The organism is Streptomyces sp. NPDC101178 (genome assembly GCF_044767965.1).
Classification (GTDB): domain Bacteria; phylum Actinomycetota; class Actinomycetes; order Streptomycetales; family Streptomycetaceae; genus Streptomyces.
This window is the reverse complement of sequence record NZ_JBIWOZ010000004.1, coordinates 558151-582088: the sequence shown is the minus strand read 5'-3', so window position 1 is coordinate 582088 and position 23938 is coordinate 558151. Positions and strand designations below refer to the sequence as shown.

Here is a 23938-nt window from a genome sequence, read left to right as displayed (position 1 = left end):
ATCATCACCATGGGCGACCGCCCCGACGACCTCCGTGCCCTCCTCGGTTCGGTCCTGGCGCAGGACGGCGACCGGATCGAGGTCGTGGTGGTCGGCAACGGCGCGCCGGTCGGGCCCGTGCCGGCCGGGGTGCGGACGGTGGAGCTGCCGGAGAACCTCGGCATCCCCGGCGGCCGCAACGTCGGCATCGCGGCGTTCGGCCCGTCCGGCGCGGACGTGGACGTCCTGCTCTTCCTCGACGACGACGGGCTGCTCCCGAACCGGGACACCGCCGAGCTCTGCCGTCAGGCGTTCGCGGCGGACCCGAGGCTCGGCATCATCACCTTCCGGATCGCCGACCCGGACACCGGCGCCACCCAGCGCCGCCACGTGCCCCGGCTCCGGGCGGCCGACCCGATGCGCTCCTCCCGCGTGACGACCTTCCTCGGCGGCGCCAACGCCGTACGCACCAGAGTCCTCGCCGAGGCGGGCCCGCTGCCGGAGCAGTTCTTCTACGCCCACGAGGAGACCGACCTCGCCTGGCGGGCGCTGGACGCCGGCTGGATGATCGACTACCGCGCGGACCTGGTCCTCCACCACCCCACCACGGCCCCCTCCCGGCACGCCGTCCACCACCGCATGGTGGCCCGCAACCGGGTCTGGCTGGCCCGCCGGAACCTGCCCGCCCCGCTGATCCCCCTCTACCTCGGGGTCTGGCTGCTGCTGACGCTGGTGAGGCGCCCGTCACCACCCGCGCTGAAGGCCTGGTTCGGCGGTTTCCGGGAGGGCTGGACGACGCCCTGCGGGCCGCGCCGCCCGATGAAGTGGCGTACGGTGTGGCGGCTGACGCGGCTGGGGCGACCTCCGGTCATCTGAGAAGCTTTCCTCTGAGAGCATGAGGCGTATTTTCTTTCCGGGACCTGTCCGCCTGAGCCGCGCCCGCGACTGGCTGCGCGTGAAGACGAGAGTTTCAACTTGTGAGTGACACGACCCACGACGGTGGGGTGGCCCTCGGGGCCCCGCCGTCCGCCGACGAGGGCCTCGGCGCGGCCCAGCTGGCCGCCAAGTACGGCCTGACCGTGAGCGGTGCCCGGCCTGGACTGCTGGCCTATCTGCGACAGCTCTGGGGCCGACGCCACTTCATCCTGGCCTTCTCCCGGGCCAAGCTGACCGCGCAGTACAGCCAGGCCAAACTGGGCCAGCTGTGGCAGGTGGTCACCCCTCTCCTGAACGCCGCTGTCTATTACCTGATCTTCGGACTCATCCTGGGGACGAGGGAGGGGATTCCCGACGACGTCTTCGTGCCGTTCCTGGTCACCGGAGTCTTCGTCTTCACCTTCACCCAGAGCTCCGTGATGGCGGGCGTCCGGTCGATCTCCGGCAACCTCGGACTGGTCCGGGCCCTCCACTTCCCCCGGGCCTCGCTCCCCATCTCCTTCTCGCTCCAGCAGCTCCAGCAGCTGCTGTTCTCGATGATCGTGCTGGTCGCGGTCGCCATCATCTTCGGCAGCTACCCCTCGCTGTCCTGGCTCCTGGTGATCCCCGCCCTGATTCTCCAGTTCTTCTTCAACACCGGCCTGGCCCTCGTCATGGCGCGGCTCGGCTCCAAGACGCCCGACCTCGCGCAGCTGATGCCGTTCGTCACCCGGACCTGGATGTACGCCTCGGGCGTGATGTTCTCCATCCCGGTGATGCTCAAGGACAAGCCGGCGTGGATCGCCGACGTGCTCCAGTACAACCCGGCGGCCGTCTACATGGACCTGGTCCGCTTCGCGCTGATCGACGGCTACGGCTCCGAGAACCTGCCGGACCACGTCTGGGCCGTCGGCCTCGGCTGGGCCGTGCTGCTGAGTGTCGTGGGATTCGTGTACTTCTGGAAGGCAGAGGAACGGTACGGCCGTGGCTGAGGACAACAAGCAGGGCCGGATTCCCACGGTCATCGCCGACGATGTCCACATCGTCTACCGGGTCAACGGCACCGGCGGCGGCCGGGGCAGCGCCACCGCGGCGCTGAGCCGCATGATGCGCCGCGGCAAGGGCGAGCCGCGCGGGGTCAGGAAGGTGCACGCCGTACGCGGCGTCTCCTTCACCGCCTACCGCGGCGAGGCCATCGGCCTCATCGGCACCAACGGCTCCGGGAAGTCCACGCTGCTGCGGGCCATCGCCGGCCTGCTGCCGACCGAGTCCGGCCGGGTCTACACCGACGGCCAGCCCTCGCTGCTCGGCGTGAACGCGGCGCTGATGAGCGACCTCACCGGCGAGCGCAACGTGGTGCTGGGCGGCCTGGCCATGGGCATGACCCAGGCCGAGATCCGCTCCCGCTACCAGGAGATCGTGGACTTCTCCGGCATCAACGAGAAGGGCGACTTCATCACCCTGCCGATGCGGACGTACTCCTCCGGCATGTCGGCGCGCCTGCGCTTCTCCATCGCCGCCGCCAAGAACCACGACGTCCTGATGATCGACGAGGCGCTCGCCACCGGCGACCACAAGTTCCGCGTCCGCTCCGAGCAGCGGATCCGAGAGCTCCGCAAGGAGGCGGGCACCGTCTTCCTGGTCAGCCACAACAACAAGTCGATCCGGGACACCTGCGACCGGGCGCTCTGGCTGGAGAAGGGCGAACTCCTGATGGACGGCCCCACCGAGGAAGTCCTCAAGGCGTACGAACGCGAGACGGGCAAGTAGTTTCCCAGCCATCCGTGGCCTCCGCCGGACCGCTTCCGGTGGGGGCCACAGTGGTGTACGGGGTCGGTGCAGGCCACCCGCAGTAGCGCCTGGGGGTGATCTCCTCCCGGCGGATGACGTCAATCCACCGGCGTACGAGCAAGGTTGACGAGCGGTGCGGCGTCCGCGCCCCGGGCGCTCCACCCCCGCGCACCCCTGTGAGCTGTACAACGTAAGCTGTAGCGGTGCTGATTCATGGCAAGTGGGGCGATCCGCCCCCGGCGCTCCGCCCGCTGTGCCGCAGTGCACTCGGAAGAACGAGCGGCGTGTCCGAAAAGGGATGTTTTGGGTCGGCAGTGTAGAACGGGAGATGTGACGGCAATGACGGAAAATCTCCAGCTCCGACGTGGTTCCGCCGTCCCCGCGCCGGGCGGTCCGCAGTGACCTCCACACCCGAGGCGCGCACCGGCGACGCCACGCTCGGCAAGGCCGCGGACGAGAACTTCCCCGTGGCCCCGTTCTTCCTGCCCCGCGCCTGGCGCGACGACCTGATGGCGGTCTACGGCTACGCCAGGCTCGTCGACGACATCGGCGACGGCGACCTCGCCCCCGACGGCGCCGACGCCCGCCACCTGGGCCTGGAGCCGGAGCAGAGCGACGACCGGCTCGCCATGCTCGACGCGCTGGAGACCGACCTGCACCGGGTCTTCGCCACCACCGGCCAGGAGCCGCACCACCCCCTGCTCCGCGCCCTGCGCCCCACCGTGCGGCGCCGCACGCTCACCCCCGAACCCTTCCTCGGCCTGATCGAGGCCAACCGGCAGGACCAGAAGGTCCGCCGCTACGCCACCTACGCGGAGCTCGCCGCCTACTGCGAGCTCTCCGCCAACCCCGTCGGCCGCCTGGTCCTCGCCCTCACCGGCACCACCAGCCCCGAGCGCGTACGCCGCTCCGACGCGGTCTGCACCGCGCTCCAGATCGTCGAGCACCTCCAGGACGTCGCCGAGGACCTCGCGCGCGACCGGATCTATCTGCCCGCAGAGGACATGGACCGCTTCCGGGTCACCGAAGCCGACCTGGCCGTCCCGTCCGCCGGAGCCTCGGTCCGCGCCCTGATCGCGTACGAGGCACAGCGCGCGAGCGAGCTGCTGGAGGACGGCGTCCCCCTGGTGGGGAGCGTCGACGGCAGACTGAAGCTCCTGCTCGCCGGATTCGTCGGCGGCGGCCGCGCCGCCCTCACAGCGGTCTCGGCCGCCGGTTTCGACGTCCTGCCCGGACCACCCAAGCCCACCAAGCCCAGCATGCTGCGCGAAGTCGCAGTCGTCCTGCGAAGAGCGCGTAGAGAGGGGTGAGCTTGACCGTGGAGGGACAGACGACGGACATGTCGCCACCGGTACAGGCCGCATACAGCTACTGCGAGGCCGTCACCGGACAGCAGGCCCGGAACTTCGCCTACGGCATCAGACTGCTGCCGTACGAGAAGCGGCAGGCCATGTCGGCGCTGTACGCCTTCTCCCGCCGCGTCGACGACATCGGCGACGGCGAGCTCGACCCGGCGACCAAGCGGACCCGGCTGGAGAGCACCCGCGAGCTGCTCGACCGGGTCCGGCACGGCAAGGTCGAGGAGGACGACACCGACCCGGTGGCCGTCGCCCTCTCCGACGCCGCCCGCCGCTTCCCGCTCCCGCTGGAAGGGCTCGACGAGCTGATCGACGGCGTCCTGATGGACGTGCGCGGCGCGACCTACGAGACCTGGGACGACCTCAAGACGTACTGCCGCTGCGTCGCCGGTGCCATCGGCCGCCTCAGCCTCGGCGTCTTCGGTACGGAACCGGGTGCACCCGGCGCGGAGCGGGCCTCCGAGTACGCCGACACGCTCGGCCTCGCGCTCCAGCTCACCAACATCCTGCGCGACGTCCGCGAGGACGCCGGCAACGGGCGCACCTACCTCCCCGCCGACGATCTGGCCAAGTTCGGCTGCTCGGCCGGATTCCTGCGGTCCACCCCGCCGCCCGGCTCCGACTTCGCGGGCCTCATCCACTTCGAGGTGCGCCGGGCCCGGGCGCTGTTCGCGGAGGGGTACCGCCTACTGCCGATGCTGGACCGACGCAGCGGAGCCTGCGTCGCCGCCATGGCCGGGATCTACCGCCGTCTCCTCGACCGCATCGAGCGCGACCCGGAGGCCGTGCTGCGCGGCCGGGTCTCGCTGCCCGGCCACGAGAAGGCGTACGTCGCGGTGCGCGGCCTCTCCGGCCTGGACGCCCGCCACATCTCGCGCCTGACCTCCCGGGGGCGGGCCTGATGCGCTCCGGCACGCCCGGCGCCCGGTCAACCCTCCGGTGGCCGTACGCGTCCACCACTGCGACGATTCCTTCCGGGACGACCCGGCGATCGGCGACGGTCCGGCGATCGAAGACGGCCCGGCGAGAGGGGCAGGCATGAGCGACGAGACCCCGCGCCCCGTCGCGGTCATCGTCGGAGGCGGCCTCGCCGGCATCACCGCGGCCCTGCGGCTCGCGGACGCCGGGCTCGACGTCACGCTCCTCGAAGGGCGGCCCCGCCTCGGCGGCCTCGCCTTCTCCTTCCAGCGCGGCGACCTCACCGTCGACAACGGCCAGCACGTCTACCTGCGCTGCTGCACCGGCTACCGCTGGTTCCTCGACCGCATCGACGCCGCCCACCTCGCCCCGCTCCAGGACCGCCTGGACGTCCCCGTCCTGGACGTCGGCCGTGCCGCCGGACCGCGCCTGGGGCGCATCCGCCGCACCGGCCTGCCGGTACCGCTGCACCTCGCCGGCGGCCTCGCGGCCTACCCGCACCTCTCCCTCGCCGAGAAGGCGAACGTCGGCCGCGCCGCCCTCGCGCTCGGCCGCCTCGACCCCGCCGACCCGGCGCTCGACCGCATCGACTTCGCCACCTGGCTCAGGCAGCACGGCCAGTCCGAGCGGACCATCGAGGCCCTCTGGGACCTCGTCGGCGTCGCCACCCTCAACGCCACCGCGCCGAACGCCTCCATGGCACTGGCCGCCAAGGTCTTCAAGACCGGCCTGCTCTCCGAGCCCGGCGCCGCCGACATCGGCTGGGCCACCGTGCCGCTCGGCGAGCTGCACGACACCCTCGCCCGCAAGGCCCTGGACACCGCGGGCGTCCGCACCGAGCTGCGCGCCAAGGTGGGATCCCTGACCCGTACCGAGGACGGCCGCTGGAGTGTCGAGAGCGCCGGGGAGCGGCTCACCGCCGACACCGTCGTCCTCGCCGTACCGCAGCACGAGACCCACGACCTGCTGCCCGCCGGCGCACTGGACGAGCCGGACCTGCTCCTGGACATCGACAACGCGCCCATCCTCAACGTGCACGTCGTCTACGACCGCAAGGTGCTGCGCCGCCCGTTCTTCGCGGCGATCGGCTCGCCGGTCCAGTGGGTCTTCGACCGTACGCACTCCTCGGGGCTCAAGGGCCCCGGCCAGTATCTGGCGGTCTCCCAGTCCGCCGCCCAGGACGAGATCGACCTCCCCGTCGCCGAGCTGCGCGAGCGCTACCTGCCCGAGCTGGAGCGGCTCCTGCCCGCCGCACGCGGCGCGGGCATCCGGGACTTCTTCGTCACCCGCGAGCGCACCGCCACCTTCGCGCCCGCCCCCGGCGTCGGCGCGTTGCGCCCCGGACCCCGTACGCGAGCGCCCGGACTCCACCTCTCTGGCGCCTGGACCGCCACCGGCTGGCCCGCGACGATGGAGGGTGCCGTGCGCAGCGGCTTCCAGGCCGCCGACGCGGCCCTCCACGACCTCGGCCGCCCCCATGGACATCCGCTGCAGGAGGCGGCATGAGCAGTACCACCGGAACAAGAGGAGAGTCAGTGACCCCGGCGAATCCGGCTTCCGACACCGTGGACCAGACCACGGACGTCACCGCGCTTCTGGAGCGCGGACGAGCCCTGTCAGCGCCGGTCCTGCGGGCTGCCGTGGACCGGCTGGCGCCGCCCATGGACACCGTCGCGGCCTACCACTTCGGCTGGATCGACGCCGAGGGACGGCCCTCGGACGGCGACGGCGGCAAGGCCGTGCGCCCCGCGCTCGCCCTGCTGTCGGCCGAAGCGGCGGGCGCACCCGCCGAGGCGGGCGTCCCCGGCGCCGTGGCCGTCGAGCTCGTGCACAACTTCTCACTGCTGCACGACGACCTGATGGACGGCGACGAGCAGCGCCGCCACCGCGACACCGTGTGGAAGGTGCACGGCCCCGCCCAGGCGATCCTGGTCGGCGACGCGCTCTTCGCGCTGGCCTACGACGTCCTGCTGGAGCTCGGCACGGTCGATGCGGGCCGCGCGGCCCGCCGGCTGACCTCGGCCACCCGCAAGCTCATCGACGGGCAGGCCCAGGACATCTCCTACGAGCACCGCGAGCGGGTCACCGTCGAGGAGTGCCTGGAGATGGAGGGCAACAAGACCGGCGCCCTGCTCGCCTGCGCGGTCTCCATCGGCGCGGTGCTCGGCGGCGCCGACGACCGTACCGCCGACACCCTGGAGGCGTACGGCTACCACCTGGGCCTCGCCTTCCAGGCCGTCGACGACCTGCTCGGCATCTGGGGCGACCCGGAGGCCACCGGCAAGCAGACCTGGAGCGACCTGCGCCAGCGCAAGAAGTCCCTCCCGGTCGTCGCCGCGCTCGCCGCCGGGGGACCGGCCTCCGAGCGGCTCGGCGAACTGCTCGCCGCCGACGCCAAGAGCAACGACTTCGACAGCTTCTCCGAAGAGGAGTTCGCCGCCCGAGCGGCGCTCATCGAGGAGGCGGGCGGCCGCGAGTGGACCGCGCAGGAGGCCCGCAGGCAGCACACGGTCGCCATCGAGGCGCTGCACGGTGTCGACATGCCGCACCAGGTACGGGCGCAGCTCACCGCGCTCGCCGACTTCGTGGTGGTGCGGAAACGGTGATCAGCACCCGTGGTGGTGCGGAAACGGTGATCAGCACCCGTATATGACTCGCAGTCGCCGGCCGGCGCCCTGACCAGGGCGCCGGCCGACGGAGACCCCAGCACAGCAGAGAAACCACTGCACGTAAGGGGAAGCTCATGACAGCGAGGACCGACGGATCGACCGGGGCCGCGAACCTTTCCGCGTCTCCGGCAGCACATCCGGCCGACACGACCACCGCCGCGGACGACGTGCTCGCCGCAGCGCGGCAGGCCGCGGAACGCTCCGTGGCCCACCTCCTCGGACGGCAGGACGAGCAGGGCTGGTGGAAGGGCGACCTGGCCACCAACGTCACGATGGACGCCGAGGACCTGCTCCTGCGCCAGTTCCTCGGGATCCAGGACCCGGAGACCACCCGGGCGGCCGCCCTCTTCATCCGCGGCGAACAGCTCGGCGACGGCACCTGGAACACCTTCTACGAGGGGCCGAGCGACCTCTCCACCACCATCGAGGCCTACGTGGCCCTGCGGCTGGCCGGTGACCGCCCCGAAGAGCCGCACATGGCCCGCGCCTCCTCCTGGATCAGGGAGCAGGGCGGCATCGCGGCCGCGCGCGTCTTCACCCGGATCTGGCTGGCCCTGTTCGGCTGGTGGAAGTGGGACGACCTGCCCGAAGTGCCGCCCGAGCTGATGTTCTTGCCCAAGTGGGTTCCGCTCAACATCTACGACTTCGGCTGCTGGGCCCGACAGACCATCGTCCCCCTGACCATCGTCTCCGCCAAGCGCCCGGTGCGGCCCGCGCCCTTCGCCCTGGACGAGCTGCACACCGACCCCGCCGAGCCCAATCCGGCCAGGAAGCTTGCCCCGGCGGCCAGTTGGGACGGCCTCTTCCAGCGCCTGGACAAGGGACTGCACCTCTACCACAAGGTCGCCCCGCGCCCGCTGCGCCGGATCGCGATGAACGTGGCCGCCCGGTGGATCGTCGAGCGCCAGGAGAACGACGGCTGCTGGGGCGGCATCCAGCCCCCGGCCGTCTACTCGATCATCGCCCTGCACCTGCTCGGCTACGACCTAGACCACCCCGTGATGAAGGCAGGCCTGGCCTCGCTGGACCGGTTCGCCGTCCACCGCGAGGACGGCGCCCGGATGGTCGAGGCCTGCCAGTCGCCTGTCTGGGACACCTGCCTGGCCACCATCGCCCTGGTCGACGGCGGACTCAGACCCGACCACCCGGCGCTGGTGAAAGCCGCCGACTGGATGCTGGCCGAGGAGATCACCCGGCCCGGCGACTGGTCCGTACGCAAACCCGGACTGGCGCCCGGAGGCTGGGCGTTCGAGTTCCACAACGACAACTACCCGGACATCGACGACACCGCCGAAGTCGTCCTGGCGCTGCGCCGGGTGCGCCACCCCGACCCTGCCCGGCTGGAAGCCGCCATCGAGCGCGGGGTGCGCTGGAACCTCGGGATGCAGTCGCGCAACGGGGCCTGGGGCGCGTTCGACGCCGACAACACCAGCCCCCTCCCCAACCGCCTGCCGTTCTGCGACTTCGGCAAGGTCATCGACCCGCCCTCGGCCGATGTCACCGGCCATGTGGTGGAGATGCTCGCCGTGGAAGGGCTCGGCGGCCATCCCCGTACGCGACGCGGCATCGAGTGGCTGCTCGCCGAACAGGAGGAGTGCGGCGCCTGGTTCGGTCGCTGGGGCGTCAACTACGTCTACGGGACCGGGTCGGTGGTGCCCGCGCTGGTCGCCGCCGGGCTGCCCGCCGCACACCCTTCGATCCGCGGGGCGGTGACCTGGCTGGAGTCCGTGCAGAACGACGACGGCGGCTGGGGCGAGGACCTGCGCTCGTACACGGAGGAGAAGTGGATCGGGCACGGTGCGTCCACCGCCTCGCAGACCGCCTGGGCGCTCATGGCCCTGCTCGCCGCGGGCCGTCGCGGCAGCCTGGCCGTGGCGCGCGGGGTCACCTGGCTGGCCGAGGCACAGCAGGCGGACGGCTCCTGGGACGAGCCGTATTTCACCGGCACCGGCTTCCCCTGGGACTTCTCCATCAACTACCACCTCTACCGCCAGGTCTTCCCTCTGACGGCCCTCGGGCGGTACGTGTACGGCGACCCGTTCGCCGACCGTACGGGCGTGGCCAAGGGCGCCTGATGGCCGGCGCACCGGGGCCCACGGCCTCCCAGCCGCCGCTGCTGGTCGCCTGCGCGCTGGGCATCGAGCAGCTGGCCCTGCGCAGCGGCAAGCGGGCAGGCGGCCCGGTACGGGTCCTGCGGACCGGCATGGGCCCCCGGGCGGCGGAGGCGGCCGTGGCGGGCGCCCTCGCCCCCGGTGGCGTACCGGACGCCGCCGTCATCGCCTCCGGCTTCTGCGCCGGCCTCGCCCCCGGCATGCACCCCGGCGACCTCGTCGTCGCCGAGGAGACCCGTGACGCGGACGGCGCCACCCCCTGCGCCGGCACCGGACTGCTGGTCGCCGCCCTGGCCCGGGCCGCGCCCGGCTCGGCCGTGCACACCGGCCCGCTCACCGGCTCGGACCACGTCGTACGCGGACCGGAGCGGGCCGCGCTGCGGGCCACCGGGGCCATCGCGGTGGACATGGAGTCCGCCGCGACACTGCGTACCGCCCTGTGCCACGGACCGCGCCCGGTTGCGGCCGTCCGGGTGGTCGTGGACGCTCCAGAGCATGAGCTCGTCCGTATCGGCACGGTTCGCGGTGGAATATCGGCCTTCCGTGTTCTCCGTGCCGTCCTTCCGGCTTTCTACGAATGGCACCGATCCTTACTGCTCCCCAGGAGGTGAGCCAGATGGCCATGCCGCTCCGCCAGTCCATCAAGGTCGCGACGTATCTCTTCGAACAGAAGCTCCGCAAGCGTGAGAAGTTCCCGCTGATCGTCGAGCTGGAGCCGTTGTTCGCCTGCAACCTCGCCTGCGAGGGGTGCGGGAAGATCCAGCACCCGGCCGGTGTCCTGAAGCAGCGCATGCCGGTCGCCCAGGCGGTGGGCGCGGTGCTCGAGTCCGGTGCCCCCATGGTCTCCATCGCCGGCGGCGAGCCGCTGATGCATCCGCAGATCGACGAGATCGTGCGCCAGCTCGTCGCGAAGAAGAAGTACGTCTTCCTCTGCACCAACGCGATGCTCATGCGCAAGAAGCTCGACAAATTCACCCCGTCGCCCTACTTCGCCTTCGCCGTGCACATCGACGGGTTGCGGGACCGGCATGACGAGTCGGTCGCCAAGGAAGGCGTCTTCGACGAGGCCGTCGCCGCGATGAAGGAGGCCAAGGCGCGCGGTTTCCGCGTCACCACCAACTCCACCTTCTTCAACACCGACACCCCGCAGACCATCATCGAGGTCCTCAACTACCTCAACGACGACCTGAAGGTCGACGAGATGATGATCTCGCCCGCCTACGCCTACGAGAAGGCGCCCGACCAGGAGCACTTCCTCGGCGTCGAGCAGACCCGCGAACTCTTCAAGAAGGCCTTCGCCGGCGGCAACCGGGCCCGCTGGCGGCTCAACCACTCGCCGCTCTTCCTGGACTTCCTGGAAGGCAAGGCCGACTTCCCGTGCACCGCGTGGGCGATCCCCAACTACTCGCTCTTCGGCTGGCAGCGCCCCTGCTACCTGATGAGCGACGGCTACGTACCGACGTACCGTCAGCTCATCGAGGAGACCGACTGGGAGAAGTACGGCCGGGGCAAGGACCCGCGCTGCGCCAACTGCATGGCGCACTGCGGCTACGAACCCACCGCCGTCCTCGCGACGATGGGCTCGCTCAAGGAGTCGCTGCGCGCGGCCCGGGAGAGCGTCGGCGGGAACCGGTGACGTCGTGACGGTGAGGGGGCCGGCCGCACCCGGCCCCCTCGGGAAACGCAGCCAAGGAGACGAACGGGCGATGACGGACGGCGGGCCGCAGGGCTTCGACCTGGAACGGCTCCTCGCGGAGCGCGGCCACGAGCGGTACGAACTGCACGCGCGCCACCTCAACCACCAGCTGCCGCGCATGCTGCACACCATCGGCTTCGACAAGGTCTACGAGCGGGCCGAGGGCGCGTACTTCTGGGACGCCGAGGGCAACGACTACCTGGACATGCTCGCCGGGTTCGGTGTGATGGGCATCGGCCGGCACCACCCGGTCGTCCGCCAGGCCCTGCACGACGTGCTCGACGCCCAGCTCGCCGACCTCACCCGCTTCGACTGCCAGCCGCTGCCCGGCCTGCTCGCCGAGAAACTGCTCGGCCACAGCCCGCACCTGGACCGGGTCTTCTTCGGCAACAGCGGTACGGAAGCGGTCGAGACGGCACTGAAGTTCGCCCGGTACGCCACCGGGAAGCCCCGCGTCCTCTACTGCACCCACGCCTTCCACGGGCTGACCACCGGTTCTCTCTCGGTCAACGGCGAGAGCGGCTTCCGAGACGGCTTCGCCCCGTTGCTGCCCGACACCCCGATCGCGCTCGGCGACCTGGACGCGCTGCGCCGGGAGCTGAAGCGCGGCGATGTGGCGGCCCTGGTCGTCGAGCCGGTCCAGGGCAAGGGCGTGCACGCCGCGCCGCCCGGCTTCCTCCGCGAGGCGCAGGAGCTGCTGCACCGGCACAAGGCGCTCCTGATCGCCGACGAGGTGCAGACAGGGCTCGGCCGCACCGGCGACTTCTACGCGTACCAGCACGAGGACGGGGTGGAGCCCGATCTCGTCTGCGTCGCCAAGGCGCTCTCCGGCGGCTATGTGCCGGTCGGTGCGACGCTCGGCAAGGAGTGGATCTTCCGCAAGGTCTACTCCTCGATGGACCGGGTCCTCGTCCACTCCGCCAGCTTCGGCTCCAACGCCCAGGCGATGGCGGCGGGGCTCGCGGTGCTCACGGTGATGGAGGACGAGGAGATCGTCGCGGGCGCCCGGCGCACCGGTGATCTGCTGCGGGAGCGCCTCTCCGCCCTGGTGGACCGTTACGAGCTGCTGCACGAGGTACGCGGGCGCGGGCTCATGATCGGCATCGAGTTCGGGCGGCCGTCCTCGCTGAAGCTCCGCAGCCGCTGGACCATGCTCCAGGCGGCCCGCAAGGGGCTCTTCGCCCAGATGGTCGTGGTGCCGCTGCTCCAGAAGCACCGCATCCTCACCCAGGTCTCCGGTGACCACCTGGAAGTGATCAAGCTGATCCCGCCACTGATCATCGGAGAGGCGGAGGTGGACCGTTTCGTGGCGGCGTTCACCGAGGTCATGGACGACGCGCACAGCGGCGGCGGTCTGCTGTGGGACTTCGGCCGGACGCTGGTCAAGCAGGCGGTGGCCAACCGCTGATCTTTTGCCTCCTGGGCAAGTTATTTGCCCCGGAGGAAAGTTCCTGGCCCAATGGACACATGAACCCTCCGGACGAAGGGGCGGCCGACGAGCTCCCCGCCGTCGCTCCCCGCCTGCGCGACCTGCGCCGAGGCCGTGGCCTCACCCTGGAGACCGCCGCCCAGCGGGCCGGACTCTCCCCGGCCCACCTCTCCCGGCTGGAGACCGGCCGCCGGCAGCCCTCGCTGCCCATGCTGCTCGGCCTCGCCCGCATCTACGGTACGACGGTCTCCGAGCTGCTCGGCGAGAAGCCGCCCGAACGCGAGGCGGTCGTCCGCGGCGGCGCGTTCGAGGGGGCCGAGGCCGACGGCTGGATGTACCGCCGGGCCGGCGGCTCGGGCCGCGCCATGCAGGCGCTGCGGGTCCGTGTCCCGTACGGCGCCCAGGGCGATCTGGTGCGGGTGCATCCCGGGGAGGAGTGGCTGTACGTCCTCGGCGGGCGGCTGCGGGTCGCGCTCGGGGAGACCGTGCACGATCTGGACCCGGGCGACAGCGCCCACTTCGACTCGCTCACCCCGCACCGGATCGCGGCCTTGGACCGGGGCGGGGCGGAGCTGCTCTTCGTCCACTCCCTGCTCCAGAGCCCCGCGGCCGAGCTCTGCCTCGGCAGCGCGCTCCACCCGCGATGACCCCGGCGCCCTGCTCACCGCCGCGCCCTTCCGTACCACCGGAGCCTTCGTACCCACCGGCCGCGAGGCCGGCAGAGAGGACCGTCATGTCCGATTCCGAGCACTACGACCCGCTGACCCCGAGGCGCCCGAAGGTCACCAAGGACACGCAGGAGCGTCGGATGCCGCGCGGCCTGGTGATCCGGCTCTTCGCCTACCTGGTGGTCGGCCACGTGATCGCGGCCTTCCTCTACCTGCTCTTCGTGGTGGCGGGCGCCGAATAACTGCTCAGCCCCGGTCGAGCAGGCGCTCGCGGAGTCGCTCCCGGGTCTCCGGGGAGACCTTCAGGCCCTCCGCCAGATAGCGGTCCGTCGTGCCCCAGGTCTCGTCGATGGCCGTGAACGCCGCTTCGAGGTAGGAGGCCTGCGCGCCGAAGAGCGGATTGAGCAGCTCCATCACCTCGGGGGACATCCCGGTCTCGGACATGTCCGTTCGCTTCACCTTGTACCGGCGGTGCGGGTCGTTGGACTTGAGGTAGTCCGCCTCGATCGCCTCGCGCTCGACGCCCACCGCGAGCAGCGAGACCGCGATCGACAGGCCCGCCCGGTCCTTGCCGGCCGCGCAGTGCATCAGGGCCGGCACGCTGTCCTCCGCCAGCGCGTGCAGGACGCGGCTGTGCTCGGCGGTGCGGTCGACGATGGTCGAGCGGTACATGGTGATCATGCGCTCGCTGCCCTTGCCGTCGGCCAGGATCGACCGCAGCTGCTCGATGTTCCCGTCCCGCACCAGCCGCCAGAACTCGGCGCCGTCGGCCGGGTCGGAGAGCGGAATGCTGACATTGCGGACACCGGCCAGCTCGATGTCGTACCCGTCGAGCTGATGGTCGGCGGAGTTGCGGAAGTCGAAGACGGTGTGCAGCCCGAGCCCGCCGAGGAAGAGCGCGTCCTCGGCGGTGGCGTGCGCCAGGTGGCCGCTGCGGTAGAGCCGGCCGAAGGCGGTGTGCCGCCCGTCCGTGGTGGGAAGCCCGCCCACGTCACGGAAGTTGCGGACTCCGGTCAGTGCGGTCTCGGTCGGCGGGACCTGCGGCACCTGCTGCGTCACGGTGGCTCCTGGAATCTCTGGCGTCGGCGCGGCTCTCCGGCGAGGGCGCTCCTGTGACGATACGACATCGGTTCACCAGGCAACCATCGGCTGGCTGACGGTGCGTCAGGGGTCCCGCCGGGGGCATGTCCGTATTGGTGCATTTCGCAGAACATGCCCCGCTAATGGGGGAGATGGGAATCCGCGGGTGAGCGGGATCATATCCGTGACGGACGGTGGCGGTGGCTCCGAGGCGTTTTCCCGGTATCCGCAAGGAAAGCCAAGATCCGTAATCCACGGAGTGTGACGGGAAATCCGGATCGAAATTGAATCGATGATTCCGGGGCGGAACCGACGGCTTGTTCCTGTCGTCCCGACTCGTTTACGGTCACCGTCAATCCGGACGGACCGCCTAATCCTGCCGCCGCCCGGAATTCGCACCCACCCACTCACGTGTGGCAGGAGCGGGGGAACCAGGTAAGCCGCCGGCCCGGAGCGATCCGGACCGGCTCGGGGTGAAGTCGCCATCCGGCGGCCGGGCATCTCCAGCCCGAACCCGACAGCTCACCTCGCAGGCGCCGGAGAGGAACTTCCCCATGCCCGCAAAGGGTAAGCACCGCCGTCCCAAGTCCGGCCCGATCCACCGCGGCGTCCTCGCCGCGGGCACCGGCGGCGCCGTACTCGCCCTCCCGCTGTTCGGCGCCACCGGCGCCCACGCCGCGGAGAAGGCGGCCCCCGCCGTCAAGCCCGCCGCCGCCTCGGTCGCCGCCCAGGCCGCTCCGCAGGCCGCGCCCGCCACGGCGAAGACCACCGCGAAGACGTACGCCGTCGTCTCCGGCGACTACCTCGCCAAGATCGCCTCCGAGCACCAGGTCAAGGGCGGCTGGCAGAAGCTGTACCAGGACAACCGCTCGACCGTCGGTGAGAACCCGAGCCTGATCTTCCCGGGCATGAAGCTGACCCTCGGCGCCAAGGCCACCGGCTCCGCCGCGCCTTCGGAGGCCAAGAAGTCCGCTCCGGCCCCCAAGGCCGCCGCGCCGAAGAAGGCCGCCCCGAAGAAGGCCGCGCCGGCCCCGAAGGCGGACACCATCTCGGCCGACGAGTCCGACGCCGCCGCCGAGTCCGGTGCCGCCACGCAGACCGGCTCCTCCGAGGCCACCGGCTCCGGCTGGACCGCGCCGCTCGACAACGCCAACGTCACCACCCAGTACCGCGCTTCCGGCGCCAGCTGGTCCAGCGGCTACCACACCGGCTCGGACTTCCAGGCCTCCTCCGGCACCCCCGTCAAGGCCATCGGCCCGGGCACCGTGGTCTCGGCCGGCTGGAGCGGTTCGTACGGCAACGAGGTCGTCATCCAGCACGAGGACGGCATGTACTCCCAGTACGCCCACCAGTCCTCGCTGAGCGTCTCCGCCGGCCAGACCGTCACCGGCGGCCAGCAGATCGGCCTCTCCGGCTCCACCGGAAACTCCACCGGCCCGCACCTCCACTTCGAGGTCCGCACCGGCCCCGGCTACGGCTCCGACGTCGACCCGGTCGCCTACCTGCGGCAGCACGGCGTCTCCCTCTGACCCGAGGGCGAGAAGAAGTGAACGAGGGGCGGTGCGCGGCGGCGCACCGCCCCTCCACTTATTCCGGCTTTACCCAAATCTGACCAGGTGGTCTATGTCACCACCCGTCAACCCCTTATTACGGTCGCGTAGGTCACATTGAACGGTGCAGGATATGGGCTTGTGGCAGACGATTCGAGAACCCAGCAGCAGAACATCATCGGGTCGTACGCGGCGATCGGGGATAGTTTCACCGAGGGCGTCGGCGACCCTGGACCCGACGGCACCTTCGTCGGCTGGGCGGACCGGTTCGCGGTGCTCCTCGCCGACCGGCTCCCGGCCCCCGACGCGGCGACGAACCCGGACGACGAGACCCGGCACGGCAATTTCCGTTACGCCAATCTCGCCGTGCGCGGACGCCTCCTCGACCAGATCGTCGCGGAGCAGATCCCCCGCGCCAAGGAACTCGCCCCCGACCTGGTCAGCTTCTGCGCGGGCGGCAACGACATCATCCGGCCCGGCGCCGACCCCGACGACCTGGCCGAGCGGTTCGAGCGGGCCGTCGCCGACCTGACCGGGGCCGTCGGCACCGTCATGGTCACCACCGGGTTCGACACCCGTGGCGTTCCGGTGCTGCGCCACATGCGCGGCAAGATCGCCACGTACAACGTGCATCTGAGGGCCATCGCCGACCGCTACCGGTGCCCCGTGCTCGACCTGTGGTCGCTGCGCTCGGTCCAGGACCGGCGTGCGTGGGACGCCGACCGGCTCCACCTGTCGCCAGAGGGCCACACCCGGGTCGCGCTCCGCGCCGCCCAGGTCCTCGGCCACGACGTGCCGGCCGACCCGGACCAGCCGTGGCCGCCGCAGGCCCAGCGCACGCCCTTCGACGCGCGGCGCGACAACGTCCAGTGGGCGCGGGAGTACCTGGTGCCGTGGATCGGCCGGCGGCTGCGCGGCGAGTCGTCCGGCGACCACGTCGCGGCGAAGCGGCCGGACCTGCTGCCGCTGTAGGGGTCAGGGGCCGAGCAGCGGGAGCGTACGCCGGGACGGGCCCGGCACCACCGGCCCGCCCGGCGCCGGGCCCGCGCCGAACCCGGCGGGTATCCGCTCCAGCACACCGCCCGCGAACACGTCGTACAGCGGCAGCGTCTCCAGGTGCACATAACCGATGTGGCAGTCGCACACGGCGAGCGGACAGGCCCGCGGGCCCAGCGCCGCGCGGTAGCTGCCGTCGTAGAGGTTGCCCAGCTCCGCCTTGACGAAGTGGCAGCGCCGCACCGTGCCCTCGCCGTCCACCGAGATCACCGACTCGCCGGTCCGGCAGGGCAGCCCGGCCGAGCGGTGCGGATGGCGGCTGTACGGGAAGAGCGGGTCCAGCTCCGTCCACCGCTCCGCCTCCTCGTCGGTGTACGTCTGCCCCTCGGCCGCGTTCACCCAGAGGTACACCTCGGCGGGCAGCGCCGCCCGCAGCCGTCGCGCCTCGTCCAGGTGGGCCTCGAACCCGACCACGCCGACGCTGTGGCGGATGCCTCGCTCGGTCAGCTCCCGGCACTTCCCGAGGAACCGCTCGTACGGTGTCTGGCCCGGGTGGTACGTGCACCAGAGCGCGATCCGCTCCGGGTCCGCGTCCGCCAGCCACGCCGTGCGGCCGCTGAGGTTCGTCTGGATGGCGACCCGGCCGATGTGCGGGAGGTGCGACAGCTCGGTCAGCGCCCGCCGGTACCAGGAGCGCACCAGGCCCTCGCCCCACGGCGTGAACAGTACGGAGAGCCGGTCACCGGTCTGCGCGGAGGCCCACGCGGTGAACCGCTCCAGCGCCTCCCGGTCGGACGTCAACCGGTCCTTGCTGTCCCGCCGCTTGGCGAACGGGCAGTACGGACAGTCGTAGTCGCACGAGGCCAGCGGGCCCCGGTAGAGGATCGTCAGGTCCACGGCCCGCTCACTTCCGCTCGTACGCGGCCATCGCCGCCCGCACCCCGGGCGAGAACAGCGCGGGCCCCAGCGCGTCCGAGTGCGCCAGGCCCCGCGGCGAGAGCCGCAGCAGACCCTCCGGCGCATGAGGGTCGAGCCAGCCCCGGGCCGCGAACCGCTCCAGCTCCGCGCGGAAGTCTTCGCGCGGGTCGGTGCCGAAGCGGGTGCGGTAGTCGGACACGGGCAGCCCCGCCGCCTGGAGCAGCGACTGGAGCAGGTGGCGCCTGCGGGCCTCGGCCTCGTCGACGTACCTGCCGACCTCGGCACGCGAGAAGTCCCCGGTGGCGGTGAAGGAGTCGATGATGGACCGGATCTCCCGCATGTCGACCGCGTAGTCGAAGGAGTAGTGCAGGGCCGCCGTGTAGGAACGGGCTCCGCAGCCGAGCCCGATCATGCCGTCGCTCTGGCATGCATAGTCCTCGGGACCCTCCTGGGGTGCGTCGGCGCGGCGGAACATCCGCATCGACACCTGCTCGTAGCCGTGCGCCAGCAGATGGTCCCGGCCCACCGCGTACAGCCGCAGCCGCTGTTCGTCCCAGGCGGCCTGCTCCAGGGCCTCCGCCTCGGGTCCGGCGGCCGCGCCGAGCCGGTGCAGGCCGGTCAGCGGGCGGACATACAGCGGGTAGAGGTACAGCTCCTCCGGCCGCCAGGCCAGCGCGGCGTCCAGCGAGGTGAGCCAGCTGCGCTCGGTCTGGCCGTCGATGCCGTAGATCAGGTCGATGTTCAGTACCGGTATCCGTACGTCCCTCACGCGGCCGAGCGCCGCCTCCACCTCCGCCCGGCGCTGCGGGCGGACGGCGGCCCGCGCCTCCTCGTCCACGAAGCTCTGCACGCCGATGCTGACCCGGGTCGTGCCCCGGTCGGCCAGCACCGCGAGCCGGTCGGCCGTCGCCGTGGAGGGGGACGTCTCCACCGACAGCGGCACCGCGCGCAGGTCGGCGCCCATCCGCTTCTCCGCGATGTCGCAGAGCCGCTCCAGCTCGTCCGCCGTCAGGAAGGTCGGCGTCCCGCCGCCGAAGGCCGCCGCCGCGAACCGCACCGGCTCGTCGTCGCCGAGCGCGTCCCGTACGGCCACGGCCTGCCGGTCCAGCGCGTCGAGGTAGCGGGTGGTCAGCTCCTCGGGCGCGCCGATCCGGGTGAAGAGGTTGCAGAAGCCGCAGCGGACCTCGCAGAACGGTATGTGGAGGTAGAGCGAGAGGGCGTTCTTCGGCTCCGCAGCCCACAGCTCGCGCAGCGCGGGCCGCTCCGGCAGGGGGCGGTAGGCCGTCTTGTGCGGATAGGCGTAGACGTAACTCTCGTACGGCCTGACGGCGGGCGTGCCGGTCGCCGTGGCGGTGCTGGTGGTCATCAGGAGGCCCCCGGATCGAACGGTGCGGGCGGTTCGAGGAAGAAGTGCGCGTACGGCACGGTCCAGACGGCTTCGTGGCCGAGCCGGTGGCCGGTGTAGCCGTCGTCGCCGTACGTCGTGCCGTGGTCGGAGCAGACGATGGCGAAGCACCGGCGGCGGCTGCTCGCGGCGGCGAAGAGCCGGCCGATGTGCCGGTCGACGTACTCCAGGGCGGCCGCGTGCGTGGCCCTGGAGTCGCCCGCCTCGCGGGTCGCGCCCGGTGTGTGGAACCAGTTCGGCTGGTGGAGCGCGGACACGTTGACGAAGAGGAAGAGCCGCTGATCGTGGGGGAGTTCGGCCACCACCTTCTCGGCCCGGGTCACCTGTTCCTCGAACGAGGTCGGTGAGGCGACACCGAACTCCGGCTCCCAGTGGCTCTCCTGGAACATGCCCGGCAGCACCGATCCCAGCGGCCCCCGCCGGTTGAAGAAGCCGACCCCGCCGACGCACACCGTGCGGTAGCCCTCGGCGGCCAGACCCGACACCAGGTCCGGGGTGTCGAAGACGAACGTGCCGTCCGCCGTCGTCTCACTGCCCGCGAACCGCGCCGCGAACAGCCGTGGATGCGGGCCGGGCGTGGCGGGCGTCGGCAGGAAACCGGCGAACATCGCCTGGTGCGAGGCGTAGGTGAAGCTGCCGGGCGCGTGCCGCTTCTCCCATCCGCCGCCTGGCAGACGGGCGGCCAGATTCGGGATGCGTCCGGCGGCGGCCAGCTCGACGGCGACATCGTGGCGCAGCGTGTCCAAGGTGACCATCAGGAGGTCGTGGCTGCCGACGACTTCGGCCATATCGGGTCGCTGAGGGTCAGAGAGCGGTGGTGGCACGGTGGTTCCTCGTTCGGTCCAGTACGGCGGCGACCTGCGCCGCATAGGTGTCCAGCCCTTCGGCGCCGCTGCCGGGCAGACCGGTCAGGCCGGGCAGCAGATCGCCGAAGGCGTTGACCTCGCCGACGGCGAACCGCCGCCAGCCGGCCGCGGGCAGCAGGTCGACGCCCACGCACAGCGTGCCGGGGAAGCAGGCGGCGGCCCGCTCGCACATGGACAGGGCCTCGCGCCAGCAGCCGCCGACCGCCGACACGGCGGCCCGGACCTCGCCGAGATCGCCGCGGGCGCCACCGAGGTGGAGGTTGGTCATGGGGGAGAGGCTGGTGCGGACGACGGCGTGGGTCGCCCGGCCGCCGACCACCACGATCCGCAGGTCGGCGACCCGGCCGCGCTGGGACGCCTTCGGCAGCCAGCGCTCGATGTGCAGCCCGTCCGGAGCGAGCGCGTCCACGAGCGCGCCGACCTCCCGCTCCGTGGTGTACCGGCGGACCCGGAGCGAGTTGAACAGCCGCCCCTCACCGTCCCGTTCCACCGACGTGCTCGCCCGGACCCGGCCCGGGCCCGCGGTCTCCACCGCCAGCACCCCGGAGGCGGAGGAGCCGTGCGCGAGCTTCACGAAGGCCCGGGGCATCCGGTGCTCGCGCATGAGCGCCCGTACGTCGGACCAGCCCCGCACCTCCGCCGCCTGCGGCCCGGACGTGGGCGACGCCGGCACGGGGACGCTTGCCGCCTCCAGGCGGGCGTGGCAGAGCCGCTTGTCGAAGAGCGCGGCGAGGTCACCAGGGGAGGCGAGGGCGTCCGCTCCGGCGACCGAGGCGGCCCGCGCCACCTCGTCCACCGCGGTCAGGAACGCGGCGTACCACCGGGCGGAGCCTTCCACCCGGGTCGGATCGTCGACCCCGCGCAGCAGCCGCTCCACCTCCGGGTCCTCGCCCGGCGAGTCGATCCGTACGGTCTCACCGGGCGCGAACGCCGCCTCGCCGCCCAGCACCTGGAGCCAGGGCACCACCCGGGCCGGAGGCAGCCCGGCGGCCCGCACGGCCTCCCGGAAGAAGGCGACCCGGCGGTTCCCCGGATTGCCCACGACCGCGAAGCGCGGGACCGCCGTACTCCCGGGGCTATTCGCTGACGGCGACATAGCGCTCCGGTTCCTCGTCGTCGTCCATGTCCTCGTCCGCGTAGTCGTCCTCCGCCTCACCGGCCTGCACCACGGCCGGAGCGCACGCGGCCCTGATCCGGTCGAGCACCGGGTCGGTGAGGTAGTGGTGGCGCAGGTCGAGCGTGGTGAGGTGGTTCAAGGGCTGCCCGTTCAGCAGGGCCTCTCCGCCGGTGTCGCTGAGGGTGCCCATGGAGAGCGCGAGGCTCTCCAGCTGGGCGACGACGGGCGCGGACGCCACGGCCGCCGCGATCTCGTCCTGGAGTTCGCTGTTCTGGAGGCCCAGGTGGCGCAGCCGGGGGAAGGTGGCGCCGGACAGGACCGGCCGGACGTCGTCGACCGTGGCGTCGGCTCCGTACCACGAGCTGCCGAACCAGAGGTCCAGCCGCTCCAGCGCGGGCAGTTCGCTCGCGGCGACCGCCCGCACCAGATCGCCGGGCAGCCCGCCGGACTCGAAGCGCAGCGACTTCAGCGCCGCATGCCGGACCGGCCGCATACCCAGCCCCTCCTGGCCGCAGCCGCGTACGGTGAACTCCTCCAGCAGCGGAAACGCTTCGAGCACCGGCGTGATGTCGCACATGCGCAGCCACGACACCTCGCACTCCTCGCCCACCACATCGGCGAGGAAGAGCCCGCGCAGGGCCGGGAAGCGGTCCGCGTCGGCGACTATGAGGTCCCGTACCGGCTCGAACGGGGTGTACTCCTCAGGCCACCACGGGCCTATGAGGAGCGCCCGGACCCGCGAGGTGTCCACCGTGTCCAGGAAATGCTGCCACAGGACGGCGAAGTCCGTCCGCTCGTCGTAGTCGCACTCCAGCCGCCAGGCCACCGCGTCGGCGGCGGGCAGCGGCACGGACACCGCCGGAGTGTGGACCGGCAAGCCGTGGAAGCGGTCGGGATGCTGGATGTGGATGGGGGTCATGACACCTCACTCCGACACGGCGGTGTAGCGGCCCTCGATGCCGCGGCCGCCCCACGGCTCGTTCCGCTCTGACAGGTCCACGCGCACTCCGTGCGGCTCCAGGGCCGAGCGGACCCGCTGCTCCATCGCCTCGGTGAGGAAGTGGTGGTGGAGGTCGAGGACATCGAGATGGGTGAGCGGCTGCCCCTCCAGGAGCGCGGCAGCGCCCTCGTCGCCCAGCGTCCCGTTCGACAGGTCGAGCGTCCGGAGCCGGGCGACGACCGGCGCCGACGCGAGGGCCGACGCGATCTCGTTCTGCACCTCGCTGTTGCGCAGGCCCAGGTGGTGGAGGCGGGAGAAGCGGGTGCCCGAGAGCAGCGGCGCCAGGTCGGCCACCTCGGTGTCGCCCTCGTAGGCCGACACGCCGAGCCAGAGGTCCAGCCGCTCCAGCGCGGGCAGTTCGCTGTCCAGCACCCCGCGGACCACCTGGACGGGCAGGCCGCCCGCCTGGATGGTCAGCGACCGCAGCCGGTCGTGCTGCGCCGGCGGGAAGACCAGGCCGGTGCCGCCGCGCACGCCGAACTCGGTGAGCGCCGGGAAGGCGGCCAGCAGAGCGGTGACGTCCGACTGCTCGATCCAGGTGATCTCCGCCTGCTCGGCCTCCAGATCGCCGACGAACACCGCCTCCAGCGAGGTCAGCCGGTCGGCGGCGGCGATCACCAGACCGATCGGGACGGAGGAGTTGTCCTCGTAGGCCTCGCCCCACTGGCCGATGATCAGGCTCTTGACCCCGGCCGGGTCGACCGCTCCCAGGAAGTCGGCGAACTCGTCCGCCCAGGGCCGGTCCCGGTCGTCGTCGCCGTACGGTTCGACGGAGATGCGCCAGGCCACATCGTCCGCGGCGGGCCGGTCGGCGGGGTCGTCCTGGTGCTGGAAGTCGACGGCCGGAAGGCCGCCGAACGCTTGCAGATGCTGCGCACCGTACATCGCACTGAGCTCCTGGTCCTGGGGACTGCTGATGTCCGCAAGGTTTATCAAGCCGCACTGACAACGCCGCGACCGGGACCGCCCGGAGCCGCTCGCCGGAGGTCTCCGGGCCCGCCGCCAGGGCCCGTTGTCAGACCCTGCCCGTAGCGTTTTTCCCATGGCCGGCACAGCGGGTGCCGCGACCGAGGGGAGACGTCTGTGTACCGGCAGGGCGATGTACTGATCGTGGCGCTGGAGGAGTCGGCGGTGCCCGGCCCCTTCCTGAAGGCTCCGGGCGAACTGCGCGACGGGCGGGGGCGGCTGGTGCTCGCGCTGGGCGAGGTGACCGGGCACGCGCACGCCGTGCAGGGACCCGGCCGGCTGATCCGGGAGGCGGGGCCGTTCGGACCGATGCTGCTCCACCTCCCGGAAGGCGGACGGGTGGTGCACGAGGAGCACGCCACGATCGCGCTGCCGCAGGGCTGGTTCCGGGTGGTGCGCCAGCGGGAGTACGCACCCGGTGCGATTCGCATCGTCGCCGACTGACCGTACGGACCGACCGCACGTCCGGACCGTACGGACACCGGCTCCGCAGCGAGCACGACAAG

At 71.8% G+C, this 23938-nt stretch carries 23 protein-coding genes and 1 riboswitch; of the genes, 16 read left to right on the top strand and 7 right to left on the bottom strand.

What is annotated here, in order from left to right:
- The first annotated feature begins 9 nt into the window (after positions 1 to 9).
- The 13 genes from ACIRR8_RS14925 (at position 10) to ACIRR8_RS14865 (ending at position 13776) form a co-directional block, all read left to right on the top strand.
- Positions 10 to 855, top strand: a complete 846-nt coding sequence (locus ACIRR8_RS14925; RefSeq protein ID WP_404064337.1) for a glycosyltransferase family 2 protein — start codon at positions 10 to 12, stop codon at positions 853 to 855.
- A 101-nt stretch (positions 856 to 956) separates the two neighbouring features.
- Positions 957 to 1886 (top strand): ABC transporter permease, encoded by a 930-nt coding sequence (locus ACIRR8_RS14920; RefSeq protein ID WP_404063852.1) that lies wholly within the window; start codon positions 957 to 959, stop codon positions 1884 to 1886.
- Entirely contained in the window at positions 1879 to 2664 is a 786-nt protein-coding gene (locus tag ACIRR8_RS14915) for an ABC transporter ATP-binding protein (protein ID WP_404063849.1), read from the top strand. The genes ACIRR8_RS14920 and ACIRR8_RS14915 overlap by 8 nt, the downstream gene beginning before the upstream one ends.
- 419 nt (positions 2665 to 3083) lie before the next feature.
- Positions 3084 to 3995: a squalene synthase HpnC gene (hpnC, locus tag ACIRR8_RS14910; RefSeq protein WP_404063847.1), complete on the top strand. Its 912-nt coding sequence runs from the start codon at positions 3084 to 3086 to the stop codon at positions 3993 to 3995.
- Between the two features lie 29 nt (positions 3996 to 4024).
- Positions 4025 to 4945 carry a presqualene diphosphate synthase HpnD gene (gene hpnD / locus ACIRR8_RS14905; RefSeq protein ID WP_404063844.1) on the top strand — a complete coding sequence of 307 codons (921 nt, stop codon included), beginning with the start codon at positions 4025 to 4027 and terminating at the stop codon, positions 4943 to 4945.
- Positions 4946 to 5081: 136 nt separating this feature from the next.
- Positions 5082 to 6467, top strand: coding sequence for a hydroxysqualene dehydroxylase HpnE (gene hpnE, locus ACIRR8_RS14900; RefSeq protein ID WP_404063841.1), 1386 nt, complete (start codon positions 5082 to 5084; stop codon positions 6465 to 6467).
- Positions 6464 to 7567 (top strand): polyprenyl synthetase family protein, encoded by a 1104-nt coding sequence (locus tag ACIRR8_RS14895; protein ID WP_404063838.1) that lies wholly within the window; start codon positions 6464 to 6466, stop codon positions 7565 to 7567. Before hpnE ends, ACIRR8_RS14895 begins: the two co-directional genes overlap by 4 nt.
- Before the next feature lie 137 nt (positions 7568 to 7704).
- A complete protein-coding gene (gene shc, locus ACIRR8_RS14890; protein ID WP_404063836.1) occupies positions 7705 to 9705 on the top strand; it encodes a squalene--hopene cyclase in 2001 nt (666 codons plus the stop codon).
- Positions 9705 to 10352: a 1-hydroxy-2-methyl-2-butenyl 4-diphosphate reductase gene (locus tag ACIRR8_RS14885; RefSeq protein WP_404063834.1), complete on the top strand. Its 648-nt coding sequence runs from the start codon at positions 9705 to 9707 to the stop codon at positions 10350 to 10352. The genes shc and ACIRR8_RS14885 overlap by 1 nt, the downstream gene beginning before the upstream one ends.
- A gap of 5 nt (positions 10353 to 10357) precedes the next feature.
- Positions 10358 to 11377, top strand: coding sequence for an adenosyl-hopene transferase HpnH (gene hpnH, locus ACIRR8_RS14880; protein WP_404063832.1), 1020 nt, complete (start codon positions 10358 to 10360; stop codon positions 11375 to 11377).
- Positions 11378 to 11447: 70 nt separating this feature from the next.
- Entirely contained in the window at positions 11448 to 12845 is a 1398-nt protein-coding gene (locus ACIRR8_RS14875; RefSeq protein WP_404063829.1) for an aspartate aminotransferase family protein, read from the top strand.
- 59 nt (positions 12846 to 12904) lie between these two features.
- Positions 12905 to 13513: a helix-turn-helix domain-containing protein gene (locus ACIRR8_RS14870; RefSeq protein ID WP_404063826.1), complete on the top strand. Its 609-nt coding sequence runs from the start codon at positions 12905 to 12907 to the stop codon at positions 13511 to 13513.
- A gap of 86 nt (positions 13514 to 13599) precedes the next feature.
- Positions 13600 to 13776, top strand: a complete 177-nt coding sequence (locus ACIRR8_RS14865) for a DUF6126 family protein (RefSeq protein WP_404063823.1) — start codon at positions 13600 to 13602, stop codon at positions 13774 to 13776.
- Between the two features lie 4 nt (positions 13777 to 13780).
- Here ACIRR8_RS14865 and ACIRR8_RS14860 read toward each other — a convergent pair whose 3' ends face one another.
- Positions 13781 to 14593, bottom strand: coding sequence for a tyrosine-protein phosphatase (locus ACIRR8_RS14860; RefSeq protein ID WP_404063820.1), 813 nt, complete (start codon positions 14591 to 14593; stop codon positions 13781 to 13783).
- Between the two features lie 411 nt (positions 14594 to 15004).
- A riboswitch (cyclic di-AMP (ydaO/yuaA leader) is annotated at positions 15005 to 15165 on the top strand.
- A gap of 3 nt (positions 15166 to 15168) precedes the next feature.
- Here ACIRR8_RS14860 and ACIRR8_RS14855 point away from each other — a divergent pair.
- On the top strand, positions 15169 to 16143 hold the full coding sequence (locus ACIRR8_RS14855) for a LysM peptidoglycan-binding domain-containing M23 family metallopeptidase (protein WP_404063817.1): 975 nt from the start codon (positions 15169 to 15171) through the stop codon (positions 16141 to 16143).
- Between the two features lie 162 nt (positions 16144 to 16305).
- Positions 16306 to 17136 (top strand): SGNH/GDSL hydrolase family protein, encoded by an 831-nt coding sequence (locus ACIRR8_RS14850; protein WP_404063814.1) that lies wholly within the window; start codon positions 16306 to 16308, stop codon positions 17134 to 17136.
- Between the two features lie 3 nt (positions 17137 to 17139).
- Here the strand turns inward: ACIRR8_RS14850 and ACIRR8_RS14845 are convergent, their stop codons facing one another.
- The 6 genes from ACIRR8_RS14845 to ACIRR8_RS14820 are packed head-to-tail and all read right to left on the bottom strand — an operon-like array spanning position 17140 to position 23351.
- A complete protein-coding gene (locus tag ACIRR8_RS14845) occupies positions 17140 to 18057 on the bottom strand; it encodes an STM4011 family radical SAM protein (protein ID WP_404063811.1) in 918 nt (305 codons plus the stop codon).
- A gap of 7 nt (positions 18058 to 18064) precedes the next feature.
- Positions 18065 to 19444: an STM4012 family radical SAM protein gene (locus tag ACIRR8_RS14840; RefSeq protein ID WP_404063808.1), complete on the bottom strand. Its 1380-nt coding sequence runs from the start codon at positions 19442 to 19444 to the stop codon at positions 18065 to 18067.
- Complete coding sequence (locus ACIRR8_RS14835) at positions 19444 to 20271, bottom strand: STM4013/SEN3800 family hydrolase (RefSeq protein WP_404063806.1); 828 nt, start codon at positions 20269 to 20271, stop codon at positions 19444 to 19446. Before ACIRR8_RS14835 ends, ACIRR8_RS14840 begins: the two co-directional genes overlap by 1 nt.
- A 16-nt stretch (positions 20272 to 20287) precedes the next feature.
- The gene (locus ACIRR8_RS14830; protein ID WP_404063803.1) at positions 20288 to 21445 is read right to left on the bottom strand and encodes an STM4014 family protein; all 1158 of its coding nucleotides are present in this window, start codon (positions 21443 to 21445) and stop codon (positions 20288 to 20290) included.
- Positions 21426 to 22385 (bottom strand): STM4015 family protein, encoded by a 960-nt coding sequence (locus ACIRR8_RS14825; protein WP_404063800.1) that lies wholly within the window; start codon positions 22383 to 22385, stop codon positions 21426 to 21428. Before ACIRR8_RS14825 ends, ACIRR8_RS14830 begins: the two co-directional genes overlap by 20 nt.
- Positions 22386 to 22391: 6 nt before the next feature.
- Positions 22392 to 23351 (bottom strand): STM4015 family protein, encoded by a 960-nt coding sequence (locus ACIRR8_RS14820; RefSeq protein ID WP_404063797.1) that lies wholly within the window; start codon positions 23349 to 23351, stop codon positions 22392 to 22394.
- Between the two features lie 198 nt (positions 23352 to 23549).
- Here ACIRR8_RS14820 and ACIRR8_RS14815 point away from each other — a divergent pair, with 198 nt between their 5' ends.
- Positions 23550 to 23876 carry a hypothetical protein gene (locus ACIRR8_RS14815; protein ID WP_404063794.1) on the top strand — a complete coding sequence of 109 codons (327 nt, stop codon included), beginning with the start codon at positions 23550 to 23552 and terminating at the stop codon, positions 23874 to 23876.
- Positions 23877 to 23938 lie beyond the last annotated feature (62 nt).